Origin of the sequence: Azospirillum doebereinerae (assembly GCF_003989665.1) — a bacterium.
GTDB classification, from domain to species: domain Bacteria; phylum Pseudomonadota; class Alphaproteobacteria; order Azospirillales; family Azospirillaceae; genus Azospirillum; species Azospirillum doebereinerae.
In genome coordinates this window covers 29,890-55,777 of the sequence record NZ_RZIJ01000020.1, presented here as the reverse complement: position 1 = coordinate 55,777, position 25,888 = coordinate 29,890, and the positions used below count along the sequence as shown (strand labels likewise).

The following is a 25,888-nucleotide window of genomic DNA, read 5'->3' as shown; positions in this document are numbered from 1 at the left end:
CCATGCTCGCACGGGTCCCCTCCCACCCCCGCTGTCGCGGGAGAGGGCCGGGATCCCCTCTCCCGCAAAGCGGGGGAGGGTTAGGGAGGGGGCCGTGTCGCTTGCCGCTAGTCCAGATGCCCCTGCGCCGCGAAATGCGCGCGGATCTTCTGGGTCAGCTGCACGAAGACCGGGTCGCCCATCACGTCCATCGTGCGCGGGCGCGGCAGCGGGACATCGTAGGTCGCGGCGATGGTGCCCGGCCGCTCCGACATCACCATCACCCGGTCGGCGAGGAACACCGCCTCGGGGATCGAGTGGGTGATCAGGATCACCGTCTTGCCGGTCTCGTGTTGGATGCGTTGCAGCTCCACGTTCATGCGCTCCCGCGTCATGGCGTCGAGCGCGCCGAACGGCTCGTCCATCAGCAGGATCTTCGGGTCGTGGACCAGCGCCCGGCACAGCGCCGCGCGCTGCTGCATGCCACCCGACAGCTGCCAGGGATACTTGTTCTCGAAGCCCTTCAGCCCCGTCATCTCGACCAGCTTGCGCGCGCGTTCCAGATACTTCTCGCGCGGCAGGCGGCGGACCTCCACCGGCAGCATGATGTTGCGCAGGACCGAGCGCCACGCCAGCAGGGTCGGGCTCTGGAAGACGATGCCGGTGTCGTCGTGCGGCTCCGTCACCGTGTCGCCCTCGATGCGGATGGTGCCGGCGGTGACCGGCAGCAGCCCCGCCAGCATCTTCAACAACGTGGACTTGCCGCAGCCGGACGGACCGACGATCACCAGGAATTCGCCCGGCCGCACGTCGAAGCTGATCGGGCGGAGCGAGGGGACCTCGCCGTCGCGGGTGCGGTAGGTCTTGCTCACCCCGTCGATCCGGATCAGCGGATCGCCGGACAGGCGTTGCGTCTCCGCCTCGCCCACCACCTTCAACTGCGGCTGTGCCATGCCGTTCGTCTCCTCGTCGGTCCGCATGTTCCGGCTGTTCGAGACCGGTTATTGGGTCTTGGCGACCGCCGGGTCGGCCGGCAGGAAGTCGCGGGTGTAGAACTTCTTGATGTCCTGCTTGGCCGAGGCGTCCAGCCCGCCGTATTCGACCAGCAGGTCGACGCTGTCCTTCATGTTGGCGTCGGTCACCTGGAAGGGCCGCATCGCCTTGGTTTCCGCCGTGCGGTAGAGCGGGATGGTCAGCTCGAAGCCTTCCAGCAAAGTGTCCGGCTTGCCGCCCTTGGGATTGGCCTTCAGGATGGCGTCGACCGCCTCCTTGGGTGCCTTCTCGGCGCCCTCGATGGCCTTGGTCGTCGCGGCCATGAAGCGCTTCACCAGATCGGGGTTGTCCTTCAGGGTCGCGGTGTTGGCGATGATGCCGGACGAGACCATGTTGACGCCGTAGTCGGCGAAACGGATCGGCGTCACCGACTTGCCGGTGGCGTCCTTGATCTTCATGCTCTGGTCCATCACGTAGCCCAGCAGCAGGTCGGCCTGTCCGTTGATGACGGCGTTCAGCTTGGTCTGGCCGTCGCCCGACACCACCTCGAAGTCGCGCTCCTTCAGCCCGGTCTTCTTGAGGAACAGCGGCCAGATTTGCGACATGCTGTCGCCCGGCGTCATGGCGACGATCTTGCCCTTGATGTCCTCGGGCTTGCGGATGTTCTTCTCGGAGAAGCCCATGGCCGACATCGGGCTGGTCTGCAGCAGCACGCCCGGCGAGGTCACCGGCGCGCCCTTGGCGGCGGCCTTGATCATCGTCGGCACGTCGACGTAACCGAAGGTGACGCCCTTGCTGGCGACGAGCTGCGTCGTCACGGCGGAGCCGCGGCCCTCCTGGATCTCCAGGTCGATGCCCTCGGCCTCGTAGAGGCCCTTGTCCTTGCCGTAGTAGAAGGGCGCGTGCTCGCCGTAGACGTACCAGTTCAGCATCAGCGTCACCTTGTCGGCGGCCTGCGCCGACACGGTGGAGGCGGCGAAGGCGCAGAGCGCGACAGCGGCCGTTTTCATCAAGGCGGTCTTTTTCATCACGACGGTTTTCCTCCCACAAGTGATCGCCCACGAATGATCAATGGAGCGCCCGTTTTCCGGGGTCTTGTCGGTGAATGCGGTGTTTTTGAAAGGTCAGAGCCCGGCGTTCTGGCGCTGGCTGGCGTGCCAGGGGATGGCGACGCGCTCCAGCAGGTCGATGAGCCAGAACAGGACCACGCCCATCAGCGCCAGCACGGTCAGCGCCGCGAACATCAAGGGCAGTTCGAAATTGCCGATCGAGCGTTGCAGGACGAAGCCGATGCCGGAATTCGACCCCACGAACTCGCCCACCACCGCGCCGACCACGGCCAGCGTGATGGAGACCTTCAGCCCGGCGAAGATCGCCGGCATGGCGTGCGGCAGGCGCACCATCTGGAAGGTCTGCAGGCGCGACGCCTTCATGGAGCGCGCCAGATCCATCATCTCGCCGTCCACCGACTTGAAGCCCTGCACCGCCGAGACGACGACGGGGAAGAAGCCCAGCAGAAAGGCGGCGATGATCTTCGGCATCAGTCCGAAGCCGAACCACACCACGAACAGCGGCGCGATGGCGACCTTGGGAATCGACTGCGAGAAGACCAGCAGCGGATAGACGTAGGCCTCCACCGTGCGCGATCCGGCGATCAGCATGGCGATGGGGATGCCGAACAGCACCGACAGCGCGAAGCCGCCGAGCGTGGCCGTCATGGTGGGCACGGATTCGGCGAGCAGCCGATCCCAGTCCTCGATCATCGCCAGCACGACGTCGCCGGGCTTGGGCACGAGATAGGCCGGCACCCCGAAGATCCGGACCGCCAGATCCCACAGGACCAGCAGGATCACGATCAGCAGAATGGGGCGCAACCAATCGGAATTGAGCAGGCGCAACGCTGCGCCGGAGCTTGAGCGACGTTCCATGCGTCTCCTCCTCCCGCCGGCCGGGCGACCGCTTTCGGAAGCGGCGCCTCATGTTTTAACCGGCTGGTTAAAAGTACGGCGGACGCGGGGATGTCGTCAACAAGGAAAATGGTGGTAGCTGATGGTTCGGTGTGTGAATGGTCAGGCGCGCAGCGAGTGCAGCACCAGCTCGACCATGTGGGACAGGCGGGCGGCCTTCTCGGGCTCGGCCATCAGGTCGCGGCCGAAGATCACCGACAGGGTGTGGACGTTGGACAGGTAGAAATAGGACAGCCCGGCGATGGAGATGTAGAGCTGCACCGCGTCGACCCCGGTGCGGAAGATCCCCTGCTCCACCCCGCGCGCCAGCACGTCGCCGATCATCCGCACGAAGGGAGAATGCATCGACGGCACCTTGTCGGAGCCCCTCAGCAGCTCCGCCCGGTGCAAATTCTCGATGTTCAGCAGCGCCATGAACTCGGGATGGTCGATGAAGTATTGCCACGTGAAGCCGATCAGCCGGGCGATGGCGTCGGGCGGGCTCAAGGTCTCCAGGCTCAAGGTGCGCTCGGTGACGCGGATGTGCTCGTAGGCGCCCTCCAGCACCGCCAGGTACAGGCTCTCTTTGTTGCCGACGTGGTAGTAGAGCATGCGCTTGTTGGTGCCGGCCGCCTCGGCGATGCGGTCGACGCGGGCGCCGCCCAGGCCGTGGCGGGCGAACTCCTCCGTCGCGGCGGCGAGGATGCGCGCGCGCGTGCCCTCCGGGTCGCGGGTCACCTTCGCCGGTGCGGGCGCCGTTGCGGGCGCGGGCGGCGTGGGGTCGATGGTGTCCATCCGAAAGCCGGCTCCTCGGTCGTCCTTAAGTCCGGCATGGTAGTGCGGCGGGCGGCGCTTTAGGAAGAGGGCCGAAAGGCAGGCGCGCCGGGGCCGTGTTTGTGACCCTATTTTTGCAGCGGCTGGGGAAAACAGGCGCAGGCGGTATGGCCCCTCCCCCGTCATTGTATGGTAAGATGCCGGCGCCGGGGCCATTGTCGGGTCTTGAGGCGCGGTGTCCCGCCCAATTCGGGGGAAAACCGCCGCCACCCCGGACCTAGGGACGTGAAAGGGACCTGTCTTGAGCGAAGAGTTGAAGAACGTCACGGCGACGGTGAAGTGGTTCAAGCCGGAAAAGGGTTTTGGGTTCGTCCGCCTCGCCGACGGTTCGGGCGAAGCGTTCCTGCACGCCTCGGTCCTTGCCGCCGCCGCCCTGCCGAACCCGGTCGAGGGCACCACGATGGTCTGCGACATGGCGCAGGGCGCCAAGGGGCCGCAGGTCGTCGCCATTCACTCCACCACCCCGCCGGAAGCCCCCCCGCCCCCGCGCGCCCGTCCGCCCCGCCCGCCCCGCGGCGCGGCGCAGCCCCAGCAGCAGCCGTTCCCGCAGCAGTCGCCGCAGCCCATGATGGACGGCGGCGAGGCCCCCGCCCCGCGCGCGCCCAAGCCGCCGCGCGAGCGCCGCGAACGCCCGGCGGAGCCGGTCGGCCCGGCCGTCATGGCCTACGGCACCGTGCGCTGGTACAACCTGGACAGCCAGTCCGGCCTGATCGAGCCGTGGGAGGATGGGGCCGACGTGTTCTTCGACCGCGCCACCCTGCGCCTGTCGGGCCTGGAGATCGTGGCCGACGGCGAGGACGTCCGCTATCTGGCGGTCGGCCCGGACGAGGCGCCCACCGCCCAGCGGGTCGAACTGATCTGATCCGTCCGCTTCCGGAAAACCATGTCCCGCTCCGTCAGGGGCGGGGCATCCGCGACAGCGCCGCCTTGCAGCCGGCGGCCCCGGCGGCGATGCCCCCGCCGACGGCGAAGGCCACCACCGTCAGCGCGGCGATCCAGGGCAGGACGCCAAGGGCCAACTCCCCGCGCCGCACGGCGACGGCCAGCGTCACCACGGCGCAGACGCTTCCCGACAGGCGCAGCCGCGAGACCGCACGGCGCAGCGGCTTGGCGCGCCGGTCGGCCGGATCGCGCCAATGCCGGTCCATCGCCAAGGCCAGCCCGGCGGCGGCGAAATAGGCCAAAGCGAAGACCACCAGCAGCGACAACCCGTCATCCATGGTCCAAAGCCTCCCCATGAAGGCGCGCGCGGATGCCGAGAGCGCTTGCCATCGATCGTTCTCCAAGGAGCCGGCCTTAAGAACCGGCCCTGAAACTGGTGCGGGGGGCGCGGGCGCCGTGGCTCTGCGGCGCCCGCGCCCCACCGCGATCATCGATGCCGCCATCCACTGCGGCATCGCGGATCACGCGACGGGATTTGCGGAAACCCCGTCTTGCTGTTCTGCGGTTGGTCGTTGCTCTTACTACCGGGCCGGTCACGCATCCTGGCCCCAGCGCAACGCCCGCGCGCCAGGTTTCTGGATAAAGCTATTGATAATCATTTGCAAGTCGATTCATGATGGCGTAAGCTTCCTCTCGATGTCAGGGCGCGATCCGCACAGGGATCGCGTCCCGGCCGCGAAGGCGGCGCGGACGTCGGTTCCAAGGCGGTGCGGCGCAGGGCTCCTCTCTCCCCTGAGTCGGACCCAGGAGGGGGCCGGCGTCCGCGCGGTCGCCCGGCCTCGAAAGGCGGCGCGCGGAGCGCGTCCTTCCCTGGGATGTGCCGCCTTCGCGCCAAAGGGGGAACCAACCCGGCTTCGCCCCCGTTGACCCCGCAAGACCCTTCAACGCGGGACATCCGGCCGATGCGCACGCTCCACAGGCTTCCCCTGGCTCTGGCCGCCACCCTCTCCGCCACGATCCTGGCCGGCTGCGGCGAGCAGGCGACCCTGCCGGTCGCCGCCGGCACCGGCCCCACACCGACGCTGCCGGAGCCCAACGCAACCTTCATACCCACGGTCAACATCGCCTCGGTGCAGCGCTGGGCCGATGGCGCGGCGCCGACTCCGGCCATGGGGCTGACGGTGAAGCCCTTCGCCGCCGGGCTGGACCACCCGCGCTGGCTGCTGCCGCTGCCCAACGGCGACGTGCTGGTGGCCGAGACCAACGCCCCGCCCAAGCCCGACGACGGCAAGGGCGTCAAGGGCTGGGTCATGGGGCTGGTGATGGGCAAGGCCGGCGCCCAGACGCCCAGCGCCAACCGCATCACCCTGCTGCGCGACGCCAACGGCGACGGGGTGGCGGAGGCCCGCTTCCCCTTCCTGGAGGGGCTGAACTCACCCTTCGGCATGGCGCTGGTCGGCGAAAATCTCTACGTCGCCAACAGCGACGCGGTGGTCCGCTTCCCCTACCGCGCGGGCGACACGAGGATCACGGCGCCCGCCGTGAAGGTCGTCGACCTGCCGGCCGGGACGATCAACCACCACTGGACCAAGAACATCGTCGCCAGCCCCGACGGGTCGAAGCTCTACGCCACGGTCGGCTCCAACAGCAACGTCGCCGAGAACGGCATCGAGGCCGAACAGGACCGCGCCGCCATCTGGGAGATCGACCTGAAGACCGGCGCGCACCGGGTCTTCGCCTCGGGCCTGCGCAACCCCAACGGCATGGATTGGGAACCCAAGACCGGCGCGTTGTGGACGACGGTGAACGAGCGCGACGAGATCGGCAGCGACCTCGTGCCCGACTACATGACCTCGGTGAAGGACGGCGGCTTCTACGGCTGGCCCTACAGCTATTACGGCCAGCACGTCGACCAGCGGGTGACGCCGCAGCGCCCCGATCTGGTCGCCAAGGCGATCCCGCCCGACTACGCGCTGGGTCCGCACACCGCCTCGCTGGGGCTGGCCTTCGCCAAGCCGGGCAGCCTGCCGCCGGCCTTCGCCGAGGGCGTCTTCATCGGCCAGCACGGCTCGTGGAACCGCAAGCCGCACAGCGGCTACAAGGTGGTCTTCGTGCCCTTCGCCAACGGCAAGCCGGCTGGCGAGCCGGTGGACGTGCTGACCGGCTTCCTGAACGCCGACGAGAAGGCGCAGGGCCGCCCGGTGGGCGTCGCCTTCGACCGCGCGGGCGGCCTGCTGGTCGCCGACGACGTGGGCAACGTCGTCTGGCGGGTCAGCGGCGCGACCGCCCCGCAATCGGCGGAGCGGCCTTAAGCAACCGGTCCCCTCCCACCCGCTTTCGCGGGCCCCCTCCCCCGCCGCTGGCGGTGGAGGGAACACGACGTCCCCTCTCCCGCGCCAGCGGGGGAGGGTGCCGCGAACCTTACGACTTCGCCGCGATCCCCAGCTTGGTCTGCACGGCGGCGAGGCCGTCCTTGCCGTCGAGCGTGGTGACGCCGGACAGCCACGCCTTCAGCACGTCGGGGTTCTTCTTCAGCCAGGCCTTGGCGGCGGCGTCCGGCTTCTTGCTGGCGTTCATGATGTCGTCCATCACCGCGTTCTCCATGTCCAGCGTGAAGGACAGGTTGGCCAGCAGCTTGCCGACGTTCGGGCAATCGGCCGCATAGCCCTTGCGGGTGTTGGTGCTGACGGTGGCGCCGCCGAAATTCGGACCGAACCAGTCGTCGCCGCCGGCCAGATAGGTCAGCTCGAACGCCTTGTTCATCGGGTGCGGGGTCCAGCCCAGGAAGGCGATGAACTTCTTGGCCCGCACCGCCCGCTTCACCTCGGCCAGCATGCCGGCCTCGCTGGACTCCACCATCTTGAAGCCCTTCAGCCCGAAGGCGTCGGCCTTCAGCATCTTGTCGATGATCAGGTTGCCGTCGTTGCCGGCCTCGATCCCGTAGATCTTGCCGTCGAGCTTGTCCTTGAACTTCGCCAGATCGGCGAAGCTCGTCAGCCCGGCGTCGGCGGCGTATTTCGGCACCGCCAGCGTGTATTTGGCGCCCTCAAGGTTGACGCGCGTCACCTCGACCGAGCCGTCCTCGACCACCGGCTTGAGGAAGGTCTCCATCGTCGGCATCCAGTTGCCGAGGAACACGTCGAGCGACTTGGTCTTCAGCCCGGTGTAGACCAGCGGGACCGAGGTCATGGTGGTGGTGGGCGCGTAGCCCAGCCCCTCCAGCGTCACCGAGGCGAGCGCGGTCGTCGCCGCGATGTCGGTCCAGCCGACGTCGCCGAAGCGCACCGCCTTGCAGGCGGCCGGATCGGCGGCCTGCGCCACGCCGGCCCCCAGCGCCAGCACCGCCGCCATCCCTACCGTGGCCGCCTTCAGGGCGTTCCATGCCGTCATGATCGTCAACTCCTTCGTGTCGTGTGCGTGTGTCGTCTGGGCCGGCCGGCTTTTTTCACCGTCGACGGAGCCGTGAAAAAAGCGCATTCCTTGACGTGGAGGCCAAGGCTCCGGTTGGATCTCGCCTTGGCACGGAACAGTCGGACAGGTCGGCGCATGCCCAAAGTTGGAATGGAACCCATCCGCCGTCGTCAGTTGATCGACGCCACCATCGCGTCGATGGGCGAGCATGGGCTGGCCGACACCACCGTGCAGACGATCAGCCGGGGCGCCGGGGTGTCGCCCGGAATCATCCATCATTATTTCGGCGGCAAGGACGAGTTGCTGGCCGCCACCATGCGCAGCATGCTGGTGCAGCTGCGCAGCGACGTGACCGAACGTCTGGCCGCCGCCGGCCCGTCGCCGCGCGCGCGGCTGGAGGCGATCGTCGACTGCAATTTCGCCGCCGGGCAATTCGAGCCGCGCGTGGTCGCGGCGTGGCTGGGCTTCTGGGCGCAGGCGCCGCACAACCCGGCGCTCTCCCGCCTGCAACGCATCAACGCGCGCCGCCTGCACTCCAACCTGCGCCACAGCCTGCGCGCCCTGCTGCCGCCCGACCGGGCCGAGCGGGTGACCATGGGGCTGGCGGCGCTGATCGACGGGCTGTGGCTGCGCTTCGCCCTGACCGGCGCCATGGACGGCAGCGAGGCCCGCGCCGTGGCGCTGGGGTATCTGGACGCGGAGCTGGGCGCCTAGGCGCAGGCGCATCACCGCATCTTCCCGAAGCTCTGGGTGATGCGGTCGATCACGATGGCGAGCAGGACGACGCTCAGCCCGCTCTCCACCCCCAGCCCGATGTCGAGCCGCTGGATGCCCTGGAGCACCACGTTCCCCAAGCCGCCCGCCCCGATCATCGAGGCGACGACGATCATCGACAGCGCCATCATCATGGTCTGGTTGACCCCGGCCATGATCGAGGGCAGCGCGTTGGGCAGCTGCACCTTGAACAGCAACTGGTGGTCGCGGCAGCCGAAGGCGCGGCCGGCCTCGACCAGCTCGGGCGGGACCTGCCGGATGCCCAGCGCGGTCAGCCGCACGGCCGGCGGCATGGCGAAGATCACCGTGGCGATGATGCCCGGCACCCGGCCCAGCCCGAAGAACATCACCGCCGGGATCAGGTAGACGAAGGCCGGCATCGTCTGCATGAAGTCCAGCAGGGTCCGCCCCACCCCGTCGGCGGCCCGGCTGCGCGCCATCCAGATGCCCAGCGGCACTCCCGCCAGCAGGCTGAGCGCGGTCGACGCCAGCACCAGCCCCAGCGTGGAGGCGGTCGGCTCCCACAGCCCCATCGCGAAGATGGCGCCCAGCGCCAGCGCGGTGAACAGCGCGAAACCCTTGCCGACCCGCCAGAAGGCCGCCGCGACGATGACCGCCCCCAGCGCCCAGGGCGGCGCCCCCAGCAGCGCCCCGTCGATGGCGCCACCGAAGCCGTCCACCACGGCGGCGATGGCGTCCAGCGTCGGCTGCCCGTGGTCGAGGATCAGCCCGACCAGCTTTTCCGCCCAATAGCCGATGCCGCCGCCGATGGTCTCGGCCAGCCACTCATCCATCGCCGAGCCCCCCGCGGTCCAGCGTCTCCAGCAGCGCGGCGCGCGAGACGACGCCGAGGAACAGCCCCTCGCCGTCCACCACCGGCAGCGGACAGGGCGACGTCGCCACCCGGCGGAGCAGCGCGTGGACCGGCGCGTCCCCGGCCGCCGGTTCCACCGCCAGAAGGTCGGCGCCGTCGCGCGACAGGATCCCCCGGAACCGGCCCGATGGATCGCGGACATAGCCGTAGCCGGCGCCGAGTTCGCTCAGCCGGCGCAGCGCCGGTCGGCGGTCGTCGGAGTCCTCCAGCAGCACGGTCGTCCCGTCGCAGCGGGCCAGATCGCGCGCCCGCAACACCCGCGAGGAATCCACCCCCCGGAAGAAGGCACGCACGTAGTCGTCGGCGGGCTCGCGCAGGATCTCCGCCGGGGTGCCGATCTGCACGATGCGCCCGTCCTCCATCACCGCGATGCGGTCGGCGATGCGCATCGCCTCCTCCGCGTCGTGGGAGATGAAGACGATGGTGCGGGCCTGCTCGCGCTGAAGGCGCAGCAGCTCGTTCTGCATCTCGGTACGGATCAGCGGGTCGAGCGCCGAGAACGCCTCGTCCATCAGCATGATCGTCGGATTCTTGGCGAGCGCGCGGGCCAGACCGACGCGCTGCTGCATGCCGCCCGACAGCTCGCGCGGGTAGCGCGCGGCGTAGGCGCCCAAGCCCACCTGCTCCAGCGCCCGCAGGGCGGCGTCGCGCCGGGTCGCCTTGTCCACGCCGGCCACCTCCAGCCCGAAGGCGGCGTTCTCCAGCGCGCTACGGTTGGGCAGCAGGGCGAAGGACTGGAACACCATGCTCATGTCGCGGCGCAGGACCTCGACGAGGTCGCGCTTGGGAAGCCGGGTCAGATTGCGGCCGTCCAGCCGGATGTCGCCGCCCGACGGCTCGATCAGCCGGTTCAGCAGCCGGACCATGGTGGACTTGCCCGAGCCGGACAGCCCCATGATGACGAAGATCTCGCCGGCCCGGATGTCGAAGCTGGCGTCCACCACCCCGACGTTGACGTTGAGCCGCCGCAGAACCTCGGCCTTCGACGCGCCGGAATCCAGCAGCGCCAGCGCCGGGCGCGGGTCGTCGGCGAAGACCTTGCGGAGACGCCGGACCTCCATGCGCACCTCCGCCGGCTTCGTCGAAGACGAAGCGGTTTCGGAAGGCAGGATCATCGTCATGGCGGCGGCCCCAATCAACGGAACGTCCCAAACCGGGACCGGCCGTAGATTGCCCCGAGCGACCGGCCGAGGTCGATAGTCCGTTTCGTCTGGGCTGCATTTTGATGAAGGCCGCGTGGCAGCAGCGACAACAGGACGCGGGTTCTTTTTTAATTGATCGTTCAATGAAAAATAGACGCGGCGTCTTTGGCGCGCTGAAGGCGGAGCGCACCGGCAACGACCGGCCCGGTCACCCTGACCGCCGGTCTCTGGACCGGGGACCGCCCCAGCCATTGGGACCACCCCCGATGGCAGAGCCGCATCCCTTGCGGCATCTTCCGCTGGCCTCGCCGCAGACCGGCAACCGGACGGCGGATGCGCCGAGAACATCCACCGCCTGGAGCCGTTCGTGTGCCACGGCTTGCAAGCCGGGCTGCGGCGAGGCACGTCCCCACGAACCGCAAGCCCGACCGCGGGCCTTCAGCCGGATGGGATCAGCGGAACAGGCCGGGCGCGAACTCCACCACGATTCCCGTCGCCGACACGACCAGCAGCGCGTCCGGACCGACGCGCACCCAATGATGGCCGCGCGGCGGCCGGTGCAGGTGGTAGGCCGCGGGCTTCGTGATGATGTGGCGCTTGGCGCGGTAGTCCTTCGGCAGCCGGTCCCCCGCCCGCCAGTGGCGCTCGTCGGGACGCCGGTCGTCGTGCCAACGGGCGTCGGGGCGCCGGTCGTCGTGCCGCTGCGGCCCGTTCCAGCCCGGCCCGTTGCGGTCGGGTCCGTTGCGGTCGGGCCCGTGCTGCGCGTGCGGGGGCGGACCGTTGCGGTCCGGCTCCCAGCCCTGGGCCATGGCCGGGGCTCCGGCCAGGCTGGTCAAGGCAACGGCGGCAACGATGGCGGACATCAAAGCGCGCTTCATGGAAACCATCCTTCGATCGCCGGGACCGCGGTCCCGATGAACACAGCCTGCGCCCCGATCGTTGCGGGACGATGTCGGGATCGGGGGCGATTGGTAACACTCTGTATCCGCCGAACGATCCCCGGCGCAACGCAGGGCCGGAGCAAACGCGGGGTCCGGCAACGGGACGCGTTCTCTCCTGTTGATCACGGCGGACGCAACAGAGGAGACCGCCGCCATGGCCGACGACACGACGACCCCGAAGGACGGCAACACGCTGACCAGCAAGCCCGACCGCGCCATCGCCGACCCGCTGGAGGCTGCCAGGGCGGTGTCCGACACCGGCAAGCCGATCACCCCGGACATGGAATCGGCCAAGCGCCCCGACACCCCCTCCAAGAAAAAGAGGTCCTGACGCTCCCGCCCGGCGCCGTTCCACAAGGCCGCTACGGCCGGGAACGGCGTCAGAAGCGGGTGGACAGCGTGAAGAAGGCCCGCGCGGAGCGGTCCAGCGTGCTGGTCGGCACCGTGATGAAGGGCTTGGCGAGTTCCAAGCTGCCCTCGACCCGCTGGAACACCCCGAAGCGCAAGCCCACGCCCGCCGAGGCGAGCGAGCGGCGGCCGTGCCGCGTGCCGCTCTCGTAATTCCACACCGCGCCGTAATCGGCGAAGCCGTAGAGCATCGCGTAATCCAGGCCGGGGTCGTCGGCCGCCAGGAAATGCTGCAGCTCCATCCGGCCGGAAAAGCCGTTGTCGCCGCTGATCTCCGACGGGTCGAAGGCGCGGCCGAACAGCTTGCCGCCGACTCCGAACTCCTCCGACGACAGCAGCTCGTCCGGGCTGTACTGCGCCTCGCCGGCCAGCACGAGGACGTCCGACTCGCCGAGCTTCTGGTTGCGCTGGGCGCTCAGGTTGATCTTCCGGAAATCGCTGCGCCCGCCGGCGCGCGACAGGTCCGGGCTGCCCGACCGGCTGGAGCCCAGGATGTCCAACCCCTTGGACAGTTGGACCGTCAGCACGTTGGCACCGTCCCACCCGTCCGACACGTCGTAGGACAGGCCGGCGCCGACGATGCGCAGCCGGTCCTCCGACAAGGGCGCGGCCAGCGCGCGGGTGCGGCTGTCGCGCAGGGTGAGATCGACGGTGCCGCGCAGGGTCTCCGCCCGGCTGCGCAGGAAGGGGTGCGAGAGGCCGACCCGGACCGAGGAGGTCAGGCTGTCCAGCTCCAGCGGGCGCACGCTGTCGCCGGGCTGCGACCAGGAGCGGCGGACGCCGTATTGGAGCATCGTCCCCTCCGCGTCCACCGGCACCGCCTGGGCGAGGTCGAGGAAACGCAGTTCGCGCCATTGCGGGGTGACGATGCCCTGGACCGTGGTCCGTTCGAACAGGCCGAGCTGATCCTCGACGTTGACCAGCGCCGCCGCCTGCACCGGCCCGACCGCCCGCGTCCCCCGGTTGTCCAGCGTCACCAGCCCGTTCAGCGGCGTGCGCTCCAGCGTCAGCGTCAGCCGCGAGGCGCCGGGGGTGTCGGGCGAGGCCTCCAGCACCGTCTTCACCGCGACGCCGGGCAGGTCGTCGGCCAGCAGGACGTAGCGCTCCATCTCGGCCATGCGCAGCGGGCGCGAGGCCTTGATCCTCTCGCCCATCGCCCGCAGCAGGCCCAGCCGGTCGGCCGCCTCGCCCTGGACGACCACGTCGTTGACGTAGCCCTCCACCACCTCCAGCCGGACGACGCCGTCGCGGATGCGCTGGGCCGGCACGACGGCCTGCGACAGCACGTAGCCGTCGTTGCGGTACTTCGCGGTGATCGCGTCGCGCACGCCGTAGAGTTCGGCCAGCGTCACCGGCCGCCCCAGCAGGCCGCGCCACAGCTCCGCCAGCGCGTCGCTGCCGTAGACGCTGTTGCCGCTGATCCGCAGCTCGTTCAGGGTCAGGGTGATGCGCTCGGCGTCCTTGGGCGGCGGAGCCTTTTCGGGCGCCGGCATCTCGATTTCCGGCAAGGACTGCGGGACCGGGGGCGTCTCGAAACGCTGCTCCAGCCGGTTGGGATCGAGAGAGGGCGGCAACTGGACCGGCGGCACGGTCTGCGCCAAGCCGGCCGGGGCGAGGGCGGCCCCAGAGAGAAGCACGGCGGTGGACAGCGCGCGACAAAGCAGGGAGGGACGGCGCATGGGTCGCTTATTTCTCGGTCAGGGCGGTGATGCCGGTCCAGCCCGGCTCGGCCGGGGTTCCCGTGCGCTTCTCGGCCTTGCGCAGCATGGCGGCGGCGGCGCTGTCGGCGGGGGCGAGCGCGGTGAAGCCGGCGTTGGCGGCGTCGAAGCGGCCGGCGCGCCAGTCGGACAGCGCGGCGGCGTAGGCGGCGCGCCGGGCGCTGTCCTCCGGATCGGCGCGCCGCGCCTCGGACAGCGGCTCGAACACCGCCACCGGCTCGTTGCGGCCGACGACCTGGACGATGTCGAGCGCGCGGAAGGCGTCCGGGTCGCCGTGATGGGCCATCGTCTCGCCGCTGACCATCACCGCCGTGCTGTAATATTTGTTGGCGCCTTCCAGGCGCGAGGCCAGATTCACCGTATCGCCCATCACCGTGTAGTTGAACCGGCGCGGCGAGCCGATGTTGCCGATCAGCGCCGGCCCGGTCGCCAGACCGATGCGGCAGGAGCCCCGCCCGCTCTCCGTCGCCAACAGGGTCTTGTCGTCGGCCATCGCCTGCTGCATCGCCAGCGCCGCGTTCACCGCCGCGCGGGCGTGGTTGTCGATGGCGTAGGGCGCGCCGAACACCGCCAGCACGGCGTCGCCGATGTACTTGTCGACGAAGCCGCCATGCGCCTCGACGATGTCGGTCATCACCGTGAAGTAGCGATTCAGCACCAGCACCAGGTCTTCCGGCTCCATCCCCTCCGACATCTTGGTGAAGCCGGCGATGTCGGAGAACAGGATGGTCAGGTTGCGCTCCTCGCCGCCCAGCCGGGGCGACTGGCCCGACGCGATCATGTCGTCGATCAGCGAGCCCGGCAGATAGAGCTTGAAGGCGTTGCGGATCTGGCGCTGGTCGCGGTCCAGCACCGCGAAGCGGAAGCCCAGCAGCAGCGGGAAGACCAGGACCGCCGCCAACGCCGCCTGGAGGTAGGGCAGCACCAGCCCGGCCTGGAACGCCTCCACCGCGACGCCGCTCCACAGCCCCAGCAACAGGGCCAGCCCGGCGGCGGCGAGCAGCGGACGGGTCGCCAGCGTGATCGCGGCGGCAAGGCCCGCCAGCAGCAGGACCAGCGCCGCGCCGACCGCCCGGCTCGTCTCGGCCAGCCCGTCATGCGTCATCAGGTTGGAGATCGCCGCCGCGTGGATGTAGACGCCGGGGATGCTGTCGCGGCGTTGGCCGGCGACGTAGAGGTCGCCCATCACCGGCAGGGCGCAGCGTTCCGGCAGGTTCAGCCCCTCCGGCTTGGTCACCCAGCGGTTGGAGGACAGCTTGCGGTCCTCGACGTCGAGCACGGTGCCGACCATCACCGCCTTGCCCTTGAAATGCTTTTCGAAGAAGGCGGTGTTGCCGGCCTGGGCGCAGGCGTGGAGGTCGGCCAGGGAGTAGGTCGGGATGGCGCCGGCCGCCGTGGCGTGGTTGACCAGCAGGCGGTTGCCGGCCCCCTCCGGCAGACGGTGGCCGTCCAGACTGACCGTCCCATCGGCCGCGCGTTCCAGCGGCTTGCCCAGCGCGCGCGACGCGACCTCCGCCGCCATGCCGGGCTCGGGGCGCGGGCTGCCGTCCGGCCCGGCGACGCTGAGGGTCACCGGAACCCGGCGCAGCACGCCGTCGGGATCCTCCACCAGATTGACCGAGCGGATGTTGCCCATCCCGGCCGCGATGGCGTAGCCCCGGTAGGGCATCAGCGGGTTGCTCTGGTGCTGCACCTTGGCCAGCACCAGCCGTCCCTCCTTGCCGCCGCGCCGCAGGGTCAGCAGATACTCGCGCTCGAAGCCCGGTATCAGCGTCTCGACCGAGGTCGGGTGGACCAGATCGAGGCCGATGGCCGCCGCCCCGCCATCCAGCATGCCGGCCAGCACGACGCCCAGCTTCGGCCCCCACAGGGCCTGGGGCGTGCCGGCGAAGGGCGGGCGGCGGTAGGTCTCCTCGTCGATGCCGACGACGACGACCGGCGAAGGGCTGGGGGCCGGCTTCGGCCCGTGCAGCGCCTCGCGCAGCCAATAGAGCGTGTCGATGGAGGGCCCCTGCAGCGACGCGTGTCCCGCCAGCGCCAGCGCCGCCGCCAGAAGCGGCGACGCGGCGCCCAGCAGGATCAGGCGGGCGCGCCGGGGCAGCCTCATCGCGTGACGCCGTCCGCGCTCAGAAGCGGATCAGGCGGCCCAGCGCCGGGCCGGCCTCGTCCTTGGCCTGGGGGTCGATCTTCACGACGTAGGACTTGGCGCCGGCCGCGACCTTGTACAGCCCGCCGGGAACCAGCGGCGCGCCGCCCTTGGCGGTGTCGAGCGTGGTGCCGGGCACGTTGACCGTCACCGGGGCCGTCCCCTCCGCGTCGAGCCGCTCGAAGGTGACCGGGCCGGGGGCCGTCAGCAGCAGCAGCGGGCGGGTCTTGTAGAGCGTCAGGTCGGGCTTGGGCTTGGCGCCCGGCAGGGCGATGGGGGCGCTGCGGAACACCGTCACCCCGGCCTTGCCCGCCTCGTTGGCCGCCAGCAGCAGCTTGCCGCCGTCGCAGGGCAGCGTGTGACGGTCGATCTTGCCGCCGGTCACCGTCGATTCCCGCGCGCCGATGGTGACGCCGCCACCGGTGATGGTCTCGTTGACGCAGGAATCGAGGTAGCTCAGCGTCAGGGTCTGGCCGGCGGCCAGCGTCACGGTCCGGCCGGCGCCGAGGTAGTCCATCGGCTGCACACCGGCGACGCCGTCGGACACGTCCTCCACCAGCGCGGTGGGCTGGCCGGCGGGGGCGGCGGCGAAAGCCGGCACGGCGGACGGCACGGCGGCGAGCATCAGCAGGGCGCTGGCGGCGAGCGCCCGCACGGGCGTCTGGAACGCGACGGACATGATTGGTCGGCCTCCCGGCAATGTCGAAGGGGCAATGTCGAAGGGACGGTCACCCGCTCGAACGGATAAAATCCCCTCTATTCCTTTAGCGAAGTTACCGTCCCACTTCAAACCCCTTGCTCGGCCGCCGGACTCTTATCACCGGCCGCCGCCAAGCCGGCGTTGTCACGAAACCGCAACATTGCCGCAACCGGCGCGTCATCGCCGCCGGCTATCCTATGCCATCGCGTGCGAACGGACAGGGAATCGGCGGATCATGGGCTCGGAACACATCGTCCGCTCTTTCGCGCAGGAGCTTCAGCGCCTGTCGAACCTCGTCACCCAGATGGGCGGCGTCGCCGAGGCCCAGGTCGAGGCGGCCGTCAAGGCGGTGTCGCGCCGCGACGTCGGGCTGGCCTCGCAGGTGATGCAGGCCGACGTCCGGCTCGACGCCTACGAGCGCGACATCGACGCGGAGGCGGTGCGTCTGCTCGCCTTGCGCCAGCCGATGGCGCAGGACCTGCGCGAGATCGTCTCCTCCCTGAAGATCGCCGCCGACCTGGAGCGCATCGGCGACTACGCCGCCAACATCGCCAAGCGGTCGCTGGCCTTGGCCCAGGTGCCGGTGGTCCGGCCGGCGGCGGCGATCCCGCGCATGGGCCGGCTGGTCGAATCCATCCTGAAGGACGTGCTCGACGCCCACATCGAGCGCGACGTGGCCAAGGCCGTCGCCGCCTGGGAGCGCGACGAAGAGCTGGACGACCTTTACACCAGCCTGTTCCGCGAGGTTCTGACCTACATGATGGAGGATCCGCGCAACATCACGCCCTGCACGCATCTTTTGTTCATGGCGAAGAACCTGGAACGCATCGGCGACCACGCCACCAACATCGCCGAGACCATCCATTTCGTGGTGGTCGGCTCGCCCCTGGCTCTCGTCCGCCCCAAGAGCGACGGGTCGAGCTTCGCCGTGGTGGCGCCGGACGATGCGGCAACGATCCCCGCGGCCCTGCTGCCGGACGTTTTCGGCAACGACGGCGCTGACCACGATGACACCCCCTTTGGGGTAACTCCGTTGGAAAGAAAAAATTAACCATAAAAGCGTCTCCTCCGACCCATAGCACGGAGGACTTGATCATGACGACCATCGACCAGACCGCCTTCTATGTCTCCACCGAGGGCAAGGATTCTTGGTCAGGCCGGCTTGCGGCCCCCAACGCCGACGGCACCGACGGTCCCTTCGCCAGCCTGGAGCGGGCGAGGGACGGGATGCGGGCGGGCGACACCGACACCACCTACATCCGGGGCGGCACCTACCGCCTGGACGAGACGCTGAGCCTCGATTCCCACGACAGCGGTCACAGCTTCGCCGCCTACAAAGGCGAGACGCCGATCCTGAGCGGCGGCGAACTGGTGCGCGGCTTCACCACCGAGGGCGACGGGCTCTATTCCGCCAAGCTGTCGGCCGCCAGCGGGCTGGACCTGACCATCGGCGGCGTGCGCCAGCAGGTCGCCCAGACCGGCGATTACGATCCGGCCGATCCGGCCACCAGCGGCTGGCAGGTTCTGCGCGCCGACGCGGACGGGGCCAGCAAGACCGTCTTCACCTACAAGGAGGGCGAAGTCCCGGCGACGCTGGCCCCCCATGACGGGCTGGTCGTGCAGACCTTCGACACCGAGCGGCTGCGCGACGACATCACGGCCGTGCGCGCCATCGACGCCACGACCAACACCGTCACCCTGGACGCCGACGCCTCCTACGCCCTGCGCAGCGGCGGCACCTACCGCGTGATGAACGACGCTAAGCTGATCCGCGACGCCGGGGAATTCGGCTGGCGGGCGTCGGACGACACGCTGGTGGTGAAGCCCGAGGATTCCGCCGCCCTTCTCAAGGACGGCGCGGTGGTGGCCAAGCTCGGCACGCTGATCGCCACCAAGGACGCCAGCAACCTCAGCATCACCGGCCTGACCTTCACCGACGGCAGATACGACGGCTCGGCGCTCTCGATGACCGGCGGGCATGGCAACGCGGTCGGCGGCAACCATTTCGTCAACGTCGGCACCGCCATCGCGCTCGACGGCACCGACGACAGCCGAATCGGCGGCAACCGCATGGAGCATCTGGCCGGCAACGGCGTCAGCCTGACCAACGCCGCCGACGGCAACCACATCTACGCCAACACGATGCAGCACATCGGCGAGATCGTGAAGGGCGGCGCCGGCATCGGCGGCGTCGGCAGCAGCGGCACCGTCATCAGCCACAACGACATCACCGACGCCCCGCGCTACGGCGTGTCGCTGAAGGAATGGGACGACGGGCAGGTCAACCGGAACAACGTCGTCGCGTTCAACCGCATCCACCATGTCGGGCAGGAGACCGCCGACGGCGGCGGCATCGAGATGCTGGGCCGCTCCGGCACCGCCACCGGTTCGGTGATCCAGGGCAACGACGTGCAGGACACCGGCGGGCTGGCCACCGACGCGTCGGGCAACTGGCTGAACGACCACAAGGGCTGGGGCATCTCGCTCGACGACCTGACCAGCGGCGTCACCGTGCGCGACAACTTCGTGAAGGGCTTCTCCTGGGGCGGCATCTACCTGCACGGCGGCGACGGGAACCTGCTGGAGAACAATTTCGGCGTCGTCAGCGACCCGGACCACGCCTTCATCCGCGTCGAGTGGGTGCCCAAGGCCGGCGACCAGGCCCGGCCGGACGACGCCACCATCATCCACAACCTCGCGGCCGGCGAGGCGCCGATCGAGCAGTACTGGAAGCTGATGAGCCCCGGCGAGAACTTCCTGATGGACGGCAACCTCGCCGCCAACGGCCGGAGCTACGGGCCGAACGACCAGATGTTCAACCCCGGCTTCACCGACAGCGCCCACGGCGACTATTCGCTGAAGGAGGACGCGGCGGCGCTCGCCACCGGCATCCACGACCTCAGCTGGTCGTCGATGGGCACCGCCGGCTACAACGCCGACGCGGAGATGCCGCAGTTCTGGGACCACGCGGCGTAACGCCCGCACCACCTTCGACGCCGACAGAAAGGCCGTCGCCCTCACCGGGCGGCGGCCTTTTTTCTTTTTTGCGAAAAAACCGCGCCAGCTTTCGCCGGCCACTCCGTGGATACCCTCAGAACGAACGGGCGGCGCCGACGCGCGGCCCTTCCCTGAACAACACCGGCCTCGCCGCCGTGGACGCCCTTGCCCGGAGTCCGCGAACGGGCCGCGATTGGGTGGAGATGGCGATGTCGGTGGATTCAATCAGCTCCTCGTCCACAACGACGACGACCTCCTCTTCGACGAAGAGTTCGTCGGCGTCGCTGGTCGACAACTACCAGTCCTTCCTGACGCTGCTGCTGAAACAGCTTGAGGTCCAGGACCCGACCGACCCGGTGGACGCCAGCCAGTACACGACCCAACTGGTGCAGCTCGCCTCGCTGGAGCAGCAGATGTCGATCGGCGACAAGCTGGACGACCTCAGCACCGCCGTCACCTCGCTGGGGACGTCGCTCGGCAGCGGCAGCAACGCCATCGGCTATCTCGGCCGCACCGTGGAGGCGGAGGGATCGACCACCGCCCTGCAGAGCGGCAGCGCGTCCTGGGGATACGACCTGGATTCCACCGCGTCGAAGGTCACGCTGACCGTCACCGACAGCGCGGGCAAGACCGTCCACACCGAAACCGGCGACACCTCGTCGGGCACCCACGCGGTGAGCTGGGACGGCACCGCCGACAACGGCACGACCTACAGCAGCGGCACCTACACGCTGACCGTCAGCGCCGTGGATTCCAGCGGCGCCAGCGTCGGCACCACCACCCGCATCAAGGGCACGGTGACCGGCGTCGACAGCAGCTCGGGCTCCGCGACGCTCAGCATCGGCGGCGTCAGCGTCTCGGCGGACGACGTGCTGGCGATCTCCTGACCGCCCCGTCCGCCTCCCTTCCTTCCCGGTTTCCTTTTCGACGGGTGTCGCCATGAGCATCACCAGCGCGATGTACAGCGCCATGTCCGGCTTGACCGCCCAAAGCAAGGCGCTGGCCTCGATCTCCAGCAACATCGCCAACTCCAGCACCACCGGCTTCAAGGGCACGGTCACCAGCTTCACCTCCTACATCAACAAGACCTCGACCATCGACGAGCAGGTCGGCGGCGTCATCGCGTCGAACAGCCGCAGCATCAGCCGGCAAGGCGAGATCCAGTCCTCCGCCACCAGCACCAACATGGCGGTGAACGGCGAGGGCTTCTTCGTGGTGTCGGGCAAGTCGGCCAACGGCGAGGTCGCCTTCACCCGCAACGGTTCCTTCTCGGCCGACGCGTCGGGCTACCTGAAGAACGACGAGGGCAACTACCTCTACGGCTGGAAGCTGACCGACAGCGGCACCGTCGCCGCCAGCAACAAGACCTCGACCGACAGCCTGGAGGCCATCAACCTCACCAGCATCAAGGGAACGCCCAAGGCGACCTCGACGCTGGGGCTGGAGGCCAACCTGCCGTCGGACGCCGAGACCGGCGACAGCTTCACCTCCGACGTCGAGCTGTTCGACGCGCTGGGCAACAGCCATTCGGTGACGCTGACCTGGGAGAAGACGGCCGACAACACCTGGTCGCTGAACGCCTCCAACCCGACCAAATCCTCCGACGCCACGGCGACCACCGGCACCATCGCCGGCTTCCCGCTGTCCATCAGCTTCAACAGCGACGGCTCGCTGGCCTCGGCCACCCAGGACGACGGCAGCGGCACGATGGTGTCGGTCGATCCGGCGAAGGTGTCCTTCTCGGTCGGCGGCTGGACGACCGGCGCCACCGACAGCACGGTCTCGCTCGATCTGGGGACGGCCGCCGGGACCGACGGGCTGACGCAATACGCGTCGGGCGACGACACGCCGTCGATCGGCGACTGGACCAGCACGCAGAACGGCTACGCGCCGGGCACGCTGACCGGCACCACCATCGACACCAGTGGCGTCGTCCGCGCCACCTTCGACAACGGCGAGACGCGGGCGATCTACCAGATCCCCATCGCGACCTTCGCCAACGCCGACGGTCTGGACAGCGACACCGGCAGCACCTTCACCCAGACCAACGAATCCGGCCAGTACCAGCTGCGCACCGCCGGCGACGGCAAGGCCGGCGAGATCGCCGCCGGCTCGCTGGAAAGCTCCACCGTCGAGCTGACCGACGAGTTCAGCCGGATGATCACCGCCCAGCAGGCCTATTCCGCCGCCTCCAAGGTGGTGACGACGGCGCAGGACATGCTGGACACGCTGATCGCGATGAAGCGTTGAGGGCGACGTCATGACCGGGGAACGTTTCCAGGAGCAGGACGCGCTGCTGCTCGACCACCGGCGCATCGTCGCCCAGGCGCAAAAGGTGCTGGCCGGCCCGGCCTCGCGGGCGGAACGGCTGGCGCTGGCCGACGACCTGATGACGCTGATCGACCGCCTGCACGAGGCGAAGAGTGCGATGGCCAAGGCGATCCGGCACGGCAGCGCCGCGCGGATCGCGGCGTCGGCTTACGGGCGGGCTGGGGGTTTGCGGCGTTAAGCGTCTGCCCCGGTGCCCCCTCCCCATCCCTCCCCCGCCTGCGGCGGGAGAGGGTTAGGGAGGGGGCAAAGCACGTCCCGATCAAATCACTCAAAAAAACCGCGCCAGTTCTTCCGCCGCCGCCCGTGCAACGAAGCGTTCCACCCACCGAAGGAGACCCGATCATGGCGACCACGCCGGCCAACACCGTCTTCCTCCGTGTCGATCCGGTGGACGTCCTGGAACGCTTCACGGCCGAACTCGACCGCCTGACCGCCGACGCCGACACCGCGATGCGCGACGGCCGGGCGCGCGACGCGCTGCTCGCGGCCGGGGCGATGCAGTCGCTGCTCGCCGCCTGGAAGGACCGGCTGGCCGACGCGCTGGTGCAGACCCGCAGCAAGCGCGTGCCGCCCGCCGTCCGCGCCGCCGCGCGCGCCGCCGCCGACCGTGTGCTGCCGGCGCTGGGCGGGCAGATGCGGGCGCTGGAGGCGCGCATCAAGGTCCATCGTGTGCGCCAGGCCGCCATCGGCGCCGCGCTGCGCGCCGCCTCGAACGCCGCAGCGGGCGCTCCCGCCCTGTCCTACGGCCCCGGCGCGCGCTACGGCGCGCGTCCGTCCGCGCCGATGACCCGCCACGCACTGGCCGTCACCGTCTGATCCGGCGACGAACCGGGAGAAACCGCCATGTCCCTTCGTGTCGCGGGTTCCATCGCCACCTCGGCGCTCCGCGCGTCGGAAGTCGGCATGGCGGTGGCGTCCTCCAACGTCGCCAACGCCGGCACCGACGGCTACACCCGCAAGATCGCCTCCAACACCACGCGCGACACCGCCGTCGGCGTCGCCAGCGTCGACGTCGCGTCGATCCGCAGCAACGTCGACCAGTACCTGCTGAAGACCATCGTGTCCGCCACCTCGGACCTGGGCAAGGCGACGACCCGCAACGACTACCTCGACCAGTTGCAAGCGGCGCTGGGATCGGTGTCGTCGGACGGTTCGGGCACCGACCTCGGTTCGATGATCGACGCGGTGGCCGACGTCGCCGCCACGCTCGCCACCTCGCCGGAAAGCGAGAGCGCCAAGGCGGCGGTGGTGCAGAGCGTCTCCGATCTGGCGGAGAGCCTGCGCAACACCTCCGCCTCGGTGCAGGCGCTGCGCGCCCAGGCCGACGACGCCGTCGCCACCACGGTGGACAGCGTCAACGCGTCGCTGACCACGCTCGACGACCTCAACGACCGCATCGTCAAGGGCAAGGCGCTCGGCCAGAACACCACCGACCTGGAGGACCAGCGCAACGAGGCGCTGAAGGCTCTCGCCACCAACATCAACGTCACCTATCAGGTCGACTCCAACGGGATGATGCGGATCTCCACGGCCTCCGGCAAGGCGCTGCTGGATTCCTCGGTCCACGAACTCTCCTACACCTCGGCCGCCTCGGTCAGCGCCAGCACCGTCTACAGCGCCACGGGAACCAGCGGGTTCCAGGGCATCATGATCGACGGCGTCGACATGACGAATTCGCTGACCGGCGGCACGCTGGGCACGCTCGTCACCCTGCGCGACAAGGAGCTGCCGGCCCAGCAAGCGCGGCTCGACGAGCTGGCGACGACGTTGAAGGAGACGCTGAACGGCGTCCAGAACCAGGGCACCGCCTCCCCGCCGCCGCAGACGCTGACCGGAACGGTCGCGGTGTCGGGCGGCGACGCGCTCGCCGTCACCAGCGGCACGTTGCGCGTCGCGGTCACCGACTCCTCCGGCACGGCGGCGGAGGTGCTCGACATCGACCTGTCGACGACGTCCACCCTTCAGGACGTGGTCGACGCCATCAACACGATGAGCAACGCCAGCGCCTCGATCTCCGCCGACGGCAAGCTGGTGATCGCCGCGAACAGCGCCTCCAACGGCGTGGCGCTGGGCGGCGACGGCGGCGCCTTCTCGACCGCCTACGGCATGAACGATCTGCTGACCGGAACCGGCGCGTCGGACATCCGGATCTCCAGCGCCATCGGGGCGAACAGCGCCCTGCTGGCGACCGGCGCCCTGTCCACGGCCTCCGGGCTGGCGGCCGGCGGCACGGCGCTGGCGAGCGGCGACGGATCGGTGGCGCAGGCGCTCAGCGCCTCCTTCTCCGCCTCGCGCGGCTTCGATACGGCCGGCGGACTCGCCGGACGCACCACCACGCTGGCCGGCTACGCCGGGGCGGTGATCCAGGGGGCGGCGACGCTCGCCGCCGCCGCCTCGGCCACCTACGACAGCCAGAACACGTACACCACCAGCCTGGAGACGAGCTTCTCGTCCCAGAGCGGCGTCAACGTCGACGAGGAGACCGCAGCGATCTCCACCCTGCAATCCGCCTACGAGGCCGCCGCGGCGGTGATGAAGGCGTTGCAGGACATGTTCGACGCGGCGCTGAACATGGTCCAGTAGAGGAGACCGCGATGGAACGGGTCGCGACCTACAACCACCAGAACCAGCTCGTCCAGTACATGCTGAAGGCGCAGGCCCAGGTCGCCGCCGAACAGGTGCGCTCGGCGACCGGGCTGAACGCGACCGACTACAAGGGCATCGCGTCCGACAGCGGCCGGCTCGTCAACCTGGAAAGCCACTACAAGCGGCTGGAGCAGTACGTCGACGAGGGCGAGGTCGTCAACGGCCGGATCCAGAGCCTGTACGACGCCGTCGGCGGGATGAGCGACCTGACCTCGCGGTTGAGCGCCCTGATCACCGGGCTCCAGGGCAACAACGCCGCCGGGGTGGAGGGCGTCACCGCCGAGGCCGGGCAACTGATGCAGGAATTCGCGGCCCTGCTGAACACCCAGCAGGAGGGGCGCTACCTGTTCGCCGGCGGGCGCACCGACCAGCCGGCGGTGGACCTCAGCGGCACCACGGCGCAGACCACCGTGCCGTCCACCGCCGACACCGCCTATTACCAGGGCGACCAGACCGTCGCGCATTTCCAGGCGGCCGACGACCTGATCCTGTCCTACGGCGTGACGGCCGACCAGCCGGCCTTCGAGAAGGCGCTGCGGGCCTTCAACCTGATCGCCAACCTCCAGACCGACCCGGTCGACACCGACGTGCTGGCCGAGGCGACGAAGCTGGCGTCGGATTCGACCGACGCGCTGGCGGTGACCCAGGCCAAGCTGGGCGCCAGCAGCGCCTCGCTGGAACGCACCATCGACCGCCACGTCGACGAGCAGCTGGTGCTGCAAAGCCATGTCGACGACATCCGCAGCGTCGATCTGGCGGAATCCACCACCCGCCTGTCGCAGCTCCAGGCGTCGCTGGAAGCGACCATGAGCCTAATGAAGATCCTGGAGGAGAACAACCTGTCCAAATACCTGTGAGGCCAGGGGGCTGACTTATCGTCATTCCCGTGAAGGCACCTGAGCGCCGACGGAGCCCTTCTCCCCTTGCGGGAGAAGGGTTGGGATGAGGGGTGTTCCGCTTGAAAGGCGGAAAGAAGCAGGAGATTTCCGGCCGGCTGAAGCCGCCCCCTCACCCCAACCCCTCTCCCACGAGGGGAGAGGGGCTTATCTCGGCGCTTGGATGGAAAAGCCGATCTCCAGGGCCGCAGGCGTGAGGACAAGGTTCCAAGAAAAAACGCGGCCCCCCGAAAAACCCCGCCAGCTTTCCCCTTCCCGCCCGTGAGTCCT

Annotated in this window: 24 protein-coding genes; 12 read left to right on the top strand and 12 right to left on the bottom strand. The window is 69.4% G+C overall.

Translation table 11 applies throughout. From position 1 onward, the window contains the following. Nucleotides 1-107: 107 nt before the first annotated feature. The 4 genes from EJ913_RS22185 to EJ913_RS22170 form a co-directional block, all read right to left on the bottom strand. Nucleotides 108-932: an ABC transporter ATP-binding protein gene (locus EJ913_RS22185; RefSeq protein ID WP_127001962.1), complete on the bottom strand. Its 825-nt coding sequence runs from the start codon at nucleotides 930-932 to the stop codon at nucleotides 108-110. Nucleotides 933-980: 48 nt separating this feature from the next. Continuing rightward, the gene (locus EJ913_RS22180; RefSeq protein WP_211099023.1) at nucleotides 981-1,982 is read right to left on the bottom strand and encodes an ABC transporter substrate-binding protein; all 1,002 of its coding nucleotides are present in this window, start codon (nucleotides 1,980-1,982) and stop codon (nucleotides 981-983) included. A gap of 114 nt (nucleotides 1,983-2,096) precedes the next feature. Continuing rightward, nucleotides 2,097-2,900, bottom strand: a complete 804-nt coding sequence (locus EJ913_RS22175) for an ABC transporter permease (RefSeq protein WP_127001958.1) — start codon at nucleotides 2,898-2,900, stop codon at nucleotides 2,097-2,099. A 141-nt stretch (nucleotides 2,901-3,041) separates the two neighbouring features. Then, complete coding sequence (locus EJ913_RS22170) at nucleotides 3,042-3,713, bottom strand: TetR/AcrR family transcriptional regulator (protein ID WP_127001956.1); 672 nt, start codon at nucleotides 3,711-3,713, stop codon at nucleotides 3,042-3,044. 280 nt (nucleotides 3,714-3,993) lie between these two features. On the opposite strand from EJ913_RS22170, the gene EJ913_RS22165 reads away from it, so the two are divergent. Next, nucleotides 3,994-4,614 (top strand): cold-shock protein, encoded by a 621-nt coding sequence (locus EJ913_RS22165; protein WP_127001954.1) that lies wholly within the window; start codon nucleotides 3,994-3,996, stop codon nucleotides 4,612-4,614. A 34-nt stretch (nucleotides 4,615-4,648) separates the two neighbouring features. Here the strand turns inward: EJ913_RS22165 and EJ913_RS31815 are convergent, their stop codons facing one another. Then, on the bottom strand, nucleotides 4,649-4,972 hold the full coding sequence (locus EJ913_RS31815) for a DUF3325 family protein (protein ID WP_185909891.1): 324 nt from the start codon (nucleotides 4,970-4,972) through the stop codon (nucleotides 4,649-4,651). A gap of 624 nt (nucleotides 4,973-5,596) precedes the next feature. Between EJ913_RS31815 and EJ913_RS22155 the strand changes: the two genes are divergently transcribed. Then, nucleotides 5,597-6,946, top strand: a complete 1,350-nt coding sequence (locus EJ913_RS22155) for a PQQ-dependent sugar dehydrogenase (RefSeq protein ID WP_127001950.1) — start codon at nucleotides 5,597-5,599, stop codon at nucleotides 6,944-6,946. 109 nt (nucleotides 6,947-7,055) lie between these two features. On the opposite strand, the gene EJ913_RS22150 is transcribed toward EJ913_RS22155, so the two are convergent. Then, nucleotides 7,056-8,024, bottom strand: coding sequence for a choline ABC transporter substrate-binding protein (locus EJ913_RS22150; protein WP_185909890.1), 969 nt, complete (start codon nucleotides 8,022-8,024; stop codon nucleotides 7,056-7,058). 156 nt (nucleotides 8,025-8,180) lie between these two features. Here EJ913_RS22150 and betI point away from each other — a divergent pair, with 156 nt between their 5' ends. Next, nucleotides 8,181-8,759, top strand: coding sequence for a transcriptional regulator BetI (gene betI / locus EJ913_RS22145; RefSeq protein WP_127001948.1), 579 nt, complete (start codon nucleotides 8,181-8,183; stop codon nucleotides 8,757-8,759). Nucleotides 8,760-8,770: 11 nt separating this feature from the next. Here the strand turns inward: betI and EJ913_RS22140 are convergent, their stop codons facing one another. The 3 genes from EJ913_RS22140 to EJ913_RS31810 all read right to left on the bottom strand — a co-directional run bounded on the left by EJ913_RS22140 (nucleotide 8,771) and on the right by EJ913_RS31810 (nucleotide 11,713). After that, nucleotides 8,771-9,613: an ABC transporter permease gene (locus EJ913_RS22140; RefSeq protein WP_127001946.1), complete on the bottom strand. Its 843-nt coding sequence runs from the start codon at nucleotides 9,611-9,613 to the stop codon at nucleotides 8,771-8,773. Then, nucleotides 9,606-10,754, bottom strand: coding sequence for a quaternary amine ABC transporter ATP-binding protein (locus EJ913_RS22135; protein WP_238520464.1), 1,149 nt, complete (start codon nucleotides 10,752-10,754; stop codon nucleotides 9,606-9,608). The genes EJ913_RS22140 and EJ913_RS22135 overlap by 8 nt, the downstream gene beginning before the upstream one ends. A gap of 533 nt (nucleotides 10,755-11,287) precedes the next feature. Then, nucleotides 11,288-11,713, bottom strand: coding sequence for an RcnB family protein (locus tag EJ913_RS31810; protein WP_185909889.1), 426 nt, complete (start codon nucleotides 11,711-11,713; stop codon nucleotides 11,288-11,290). A gap of 217 nt (nucleotides 11,714-11,930) precedes the next feature. Here EJ913_RS31810 and EJ913_RS31805 point away from each other — a divergent pair, with 217 nt between their 5' ends. Beyond that, nucleotides 11,931-12,107: a hypothetical protein gene (locus tag EJ913_RS31805; protein WP_185909888.1), complete on the top strand. Its 177-nt coding sequence runs from the start codon at nucleotides 11,931-11,933 to the stop codon at nucleotides 12,105-12,107. A gap of 49 nt (nucleotides 12,108-12,156) precedes the next feature. Here EJ913_RS31805 and EJ913_RS22125 read toward each other — a convergent pair whose 3' ends face one another. Genes EJ913_RS22125 through EJ913_RS22115 form a run of 3 tightly spaced genes read right to left on the bottom strand, consistent with a single transcriptional unit; the run spans nucleotide 12,157 to nucleotide 16,727 of the window. Beyond that, nucleotides 12,157-13,863, bottom strand: a complete 1,707-nt coding sequence (locus tag EJ913_RS22125; protein ID WP_127001943.1) for a ShlB/FhaC/HecB family hemolysin secretion/activation protein — start codon at nucleotides 13,861-13,863, stop codon at nucleotides 12,157-12,159. A 7-nt stretch (nucleotides 13,864-13,870) separates the two neighbouring features. Next, nucleotides 13,871-16,009, bottom strand: a complete 2,139-nt coding sequence (locus tag EJ913_RS22120) for an adenylate/guanylate cyclase domain-containing protein (protein ID WP_127001942.1) — start codon at nucleotides 16,007-16,009, stop codon at nucleotides 13,871-13,873. A 19-nt stretch (nucleotides 16,010-16,028) separates the two neighbouring features. Then, nucleotides 16,029-16,727: a hypothetical protein gene (locus EJ913_RS22115; RefSeq protein ID WP_127001941.1), complete on the bottom strand. Its 699-nt coding sequence runs from the start codon at nucleotides 16,725-16,727 to the stop codon at nucleotides 16,029-16,031. Between the two features lie 256 nt (nucleotides 16,728-16,983). On the opposite strand from EJ913_RS22115, the gene phoU reads away from it, so the two are divergent. From phoU to EJ913_RS22075, 8 genes are all read left to right on the top strand, one after another. After that, a complete protein-coding gene (gene phoU / locus EJ913_RS22110) occupies nucleotides 16,984-17,799 on the top strand; it encodes a phosphate signaling complex protein PhoU (RefSeq protein WP_244939452.1) in 816 nt (271 codons plus the stop codon). A gap of 44 nt (nucleotides 17,800-17,843) precedes the next feature. Continuing rightward, entirely contained in the window at nucleotides 17,844-19,724 is a 1,881-nt protein-coding gene (locus EJ913_RS22105) for a right-handed parallel beta-helix repeat-containing protein (protein ID WP_127001940.1), read from the top strand. Nucleotides 19,725-19,954: 230 nt separating this feature from the next. After that, nucleotides 19,955-20,632 (top strand): flagellar hook assembly protein FlgD, encoded by a 678-nt coding sequence (locus tag EJ913_RS22100; protein WP_127001938.1) that lies wholly within the window; start codon nucleotides 19,955-19,957, stop codon nucleotides 20,630-20,632. 52 nt (nucleotides 20,633-20,684) lie between these two features. Then, on the top strand, nucleotides 20,685-21,995 hold the full coding sequence (gene flgE, locus EJ913_RS22095; RefSeq protein WP_127001936.1) for a flagellar hook protein FlgE: 1,311 nt from the start codon (nucleotides 20,685-20,687) through the stop codon (nucleotides 21,993-21,995). 10 nt (nucleotides 21,996-22,005) lie between these two features. After that, the gene (locus tag EJ913_RS22090; RefSeq protein WP_127001934.1) at nucleotides 22,006-22,254 is read left to right on the top strand and encodes a hypothetical protein; all 249 of its coding nucleotides are present in this window, start codon (nucleotides 22,006-22,008) and stop codon (nucleotides 22,252-22,254) included. A gap of 164 nt (nucleotides 22,255-22,418) precedes the next feature. After that, nucleotides 22,419-22,892 (top strand): hypothetical protein, encoded by a 474-nt coding sequence (locus EJ913_RS22085; RefSeq protein ID WP_127001932.1) that lies wholly within the window; start codon nucleotides 22,419-22,421, stop codon nucleotides 22,890-22,892. 27 nt (nucleotides 22,893-22,919) lie between these two features. Further along, nucleotides 22,920-24,659, top strand: a complete 1,740-nt coding sequence (flgK, locus tag EJ913_RS22080) for a flagellar hook-associated protein FlgK (RefSeq protein ID WP_127001930.1) — start codon at nucleotides 22,920-22,922, stop codon at nucleotides 24,657-24,659. Nucleotides 24,660-24,670: 11 nt separating this feature from the next. Then, on the top strand, nucleotides 24,671-25,579 hold the full coding sequence (locus EJ913_RS22075; RefSeq protein ID WP_127001928.1) for a flagellin: 909 nt from the start codon (nucleotides 24,671-24,673) through the stop codon (nucleotides 25,577-25,579). Nucleotides 25,580-25,888 lie beyond the last annotated feature (309 nt).

What these genes read in the sequence shown, in the direction of transcription:
- EJ913_RS22185 (WP_127001962.1), bottom strand. Translation starts at nt 932, where the DNA reads ATGGCACAGCCGCAGTTGAAGGTGGTGGGCGAGGCGGAGACGCAACGC.
- EJ913_RS22075 (WP_127001928.1), top strand. Translation starts at nt 24,671, where the DNA reads ATGGAACGGGTCGCGACCTACAACCACCAGAACCAGCTCGTCCAGTAC.
- EJ913_RS31805 (WP_185909888.1), top strand. Translation starts at nt 11,931, where the DNA reads ATGGCCGACGACACGACGACCCCGAAGGACGGCAACACGCTGACCAGC.
- flgE (WP_127001936.1), top strand. Translation starts at nt 20,685, where the DNA reads ATGAGCATCACCAGCGCGATGTACAGCGCCATGTCCGGCTTGACCGCC.
- EJ913_RS22105 (WP_127001940.1), top strand. Translation starts at nt 17,844, where the DNA reads ATGACGACCATCGACCAGACCGCCTTCTATGTCTCCACCGAGGGCAAG.
- EJ913_RS22135 (WP_238520464.1), bottom strand. Translation starts at nt 10,754, where the DNA reads ATGGAGGTCCGGCGTCTCCGCAAGGTCTTCGCCGACGACCCGCGCCCG.
- EJ913_RS22120 (WP_127001942.1), bottom strand. Translation starts at nt 16,009, where the DNA reads ATGAGGCTGCCCCGGCGCGCCCGCCTGATCCTGCTGGGCGCCGCGTCG.
- EJ913_RS22115 (WP_127001941.1), bottom strand. Translation starts at nt 16,727, where the DNA reads ATGTCCGTCGCGTTCCAGACGCCCGTGCGGGCGCTCGCCGCCAGCGCC.
- EJ913_RS22125 (WP_127001943.1), bottom strand. Translation starts at nt 13,863, where the DNA reads ATGCGCCGTCCCTCCCTGCTTTGTCGCGCGCTGTCCACCGCCGTGCTT.
- EJ913_RS22140 (WP_127001946.1), bottom strand. Translation starts at nt 9,613, where the DNA reads ATGGATGAGTGGCTGGCCGAGACCATCGGCGGCGGCATCGGCTATTGG.
- betI (WP_127001948.1), top strand. Translation starts at nt 8,181, where the DNA reads ATGCCCAAAGTTGGAATGGAACCCATCCGCCGTCGTCAGTTGATCGAC.
- phoU (WP_244939452.1), top strand. Translation starts at nt 16,984, where the DNA reads ATGGGCTCGGAACACATCGTCCGCTCTTTCGCGCAGGAGCTTCAGCGC.
- EJ913_RS22170 (WP_127001956.1), bottom strand. Translation starts at nt 3,713, where the DNA reads ATGGACACCATCGACCCCACGCCGCCCGCGCCCGCAACGGCGCCCGCA.
- flgK (WP_127001930.1), top strand. Translation starts at nt 22,920, where the DNA reads ATGTCCCTTCGTGTCGCGGGTTCCATCGCCACCTCGGCGCTCCGCGCG.
- EJ913_RS22100 (WP_127001938.1), top strand. Translation starts at nt 19,955, where the DNA reads ATGTCGGTGGATTCAATCAGCTCCTCGTCCACAACGACGACGACCTCC.
- EJ913_RS22155 (WP_127001950.1), top strand. Translation starts at nt 5,597, where the DNA reads ATGCGCACGCTCCACAGGCTTCCCCTGGCTCTGGCCGCCACCCTCTCC.
- EJ913_RS22150 (WP_185909890.1), bottom strand. Translation starts at nt 8,024, where the DNA reads ATGACGGCATGGAACGCCCTGAAGGCGGCCACGGTAGGGATGGCGGCG.
- EJ913_RS22090 (WP_127001934.1), top strand. Translation starts at nt 22,006, where the DNA reads ATGACCGGGGAACGTTTCCAGGAGCAGGACGCGCTGCTGCTCGACCAC.
- EJ913_RS22085 (WP_127001932.1), top strand. Translation starts at nt 22,419, where the DNA reads ATGGCGACCACGCCGGCCAACACCGTCTTCCTCCGTGTCGATCCGGTG.
- EJ913_RS31810 (WP_185909889.1), bottom strand. Translation starts at nt 11,713, where the DNA reads ATGAAGCGCGCTTTGATGTCCGCCATCGTTGCCGCCGTTGCCTTGACC.
- EJ913_RS31815 (WP_185909891.1), bottom strand. Translation starts at nt 4,972, where the DNA reads ATGGATGACGGGTTGTCGCTGCTGGTGGTCTTCGCTTTGGCCTATTTC.
- EJ913_RS22180 (WP_211099023.1), bottom strand. Translation starts at nt 1,982, where the DNA reads ATGAAAACGGCCGCTGTCGCGCTCTGCGCCTTCGCCGCCTCCACCGTG.
- EJ913_RS22175 (WP_127001958.1), bottom strand. Translation starts at nt 2,900, where the DNA reads ATGGAACGTCGCTCAAGCTCCGGCGCAGCGTTGCGCCTGCTCAATTCC.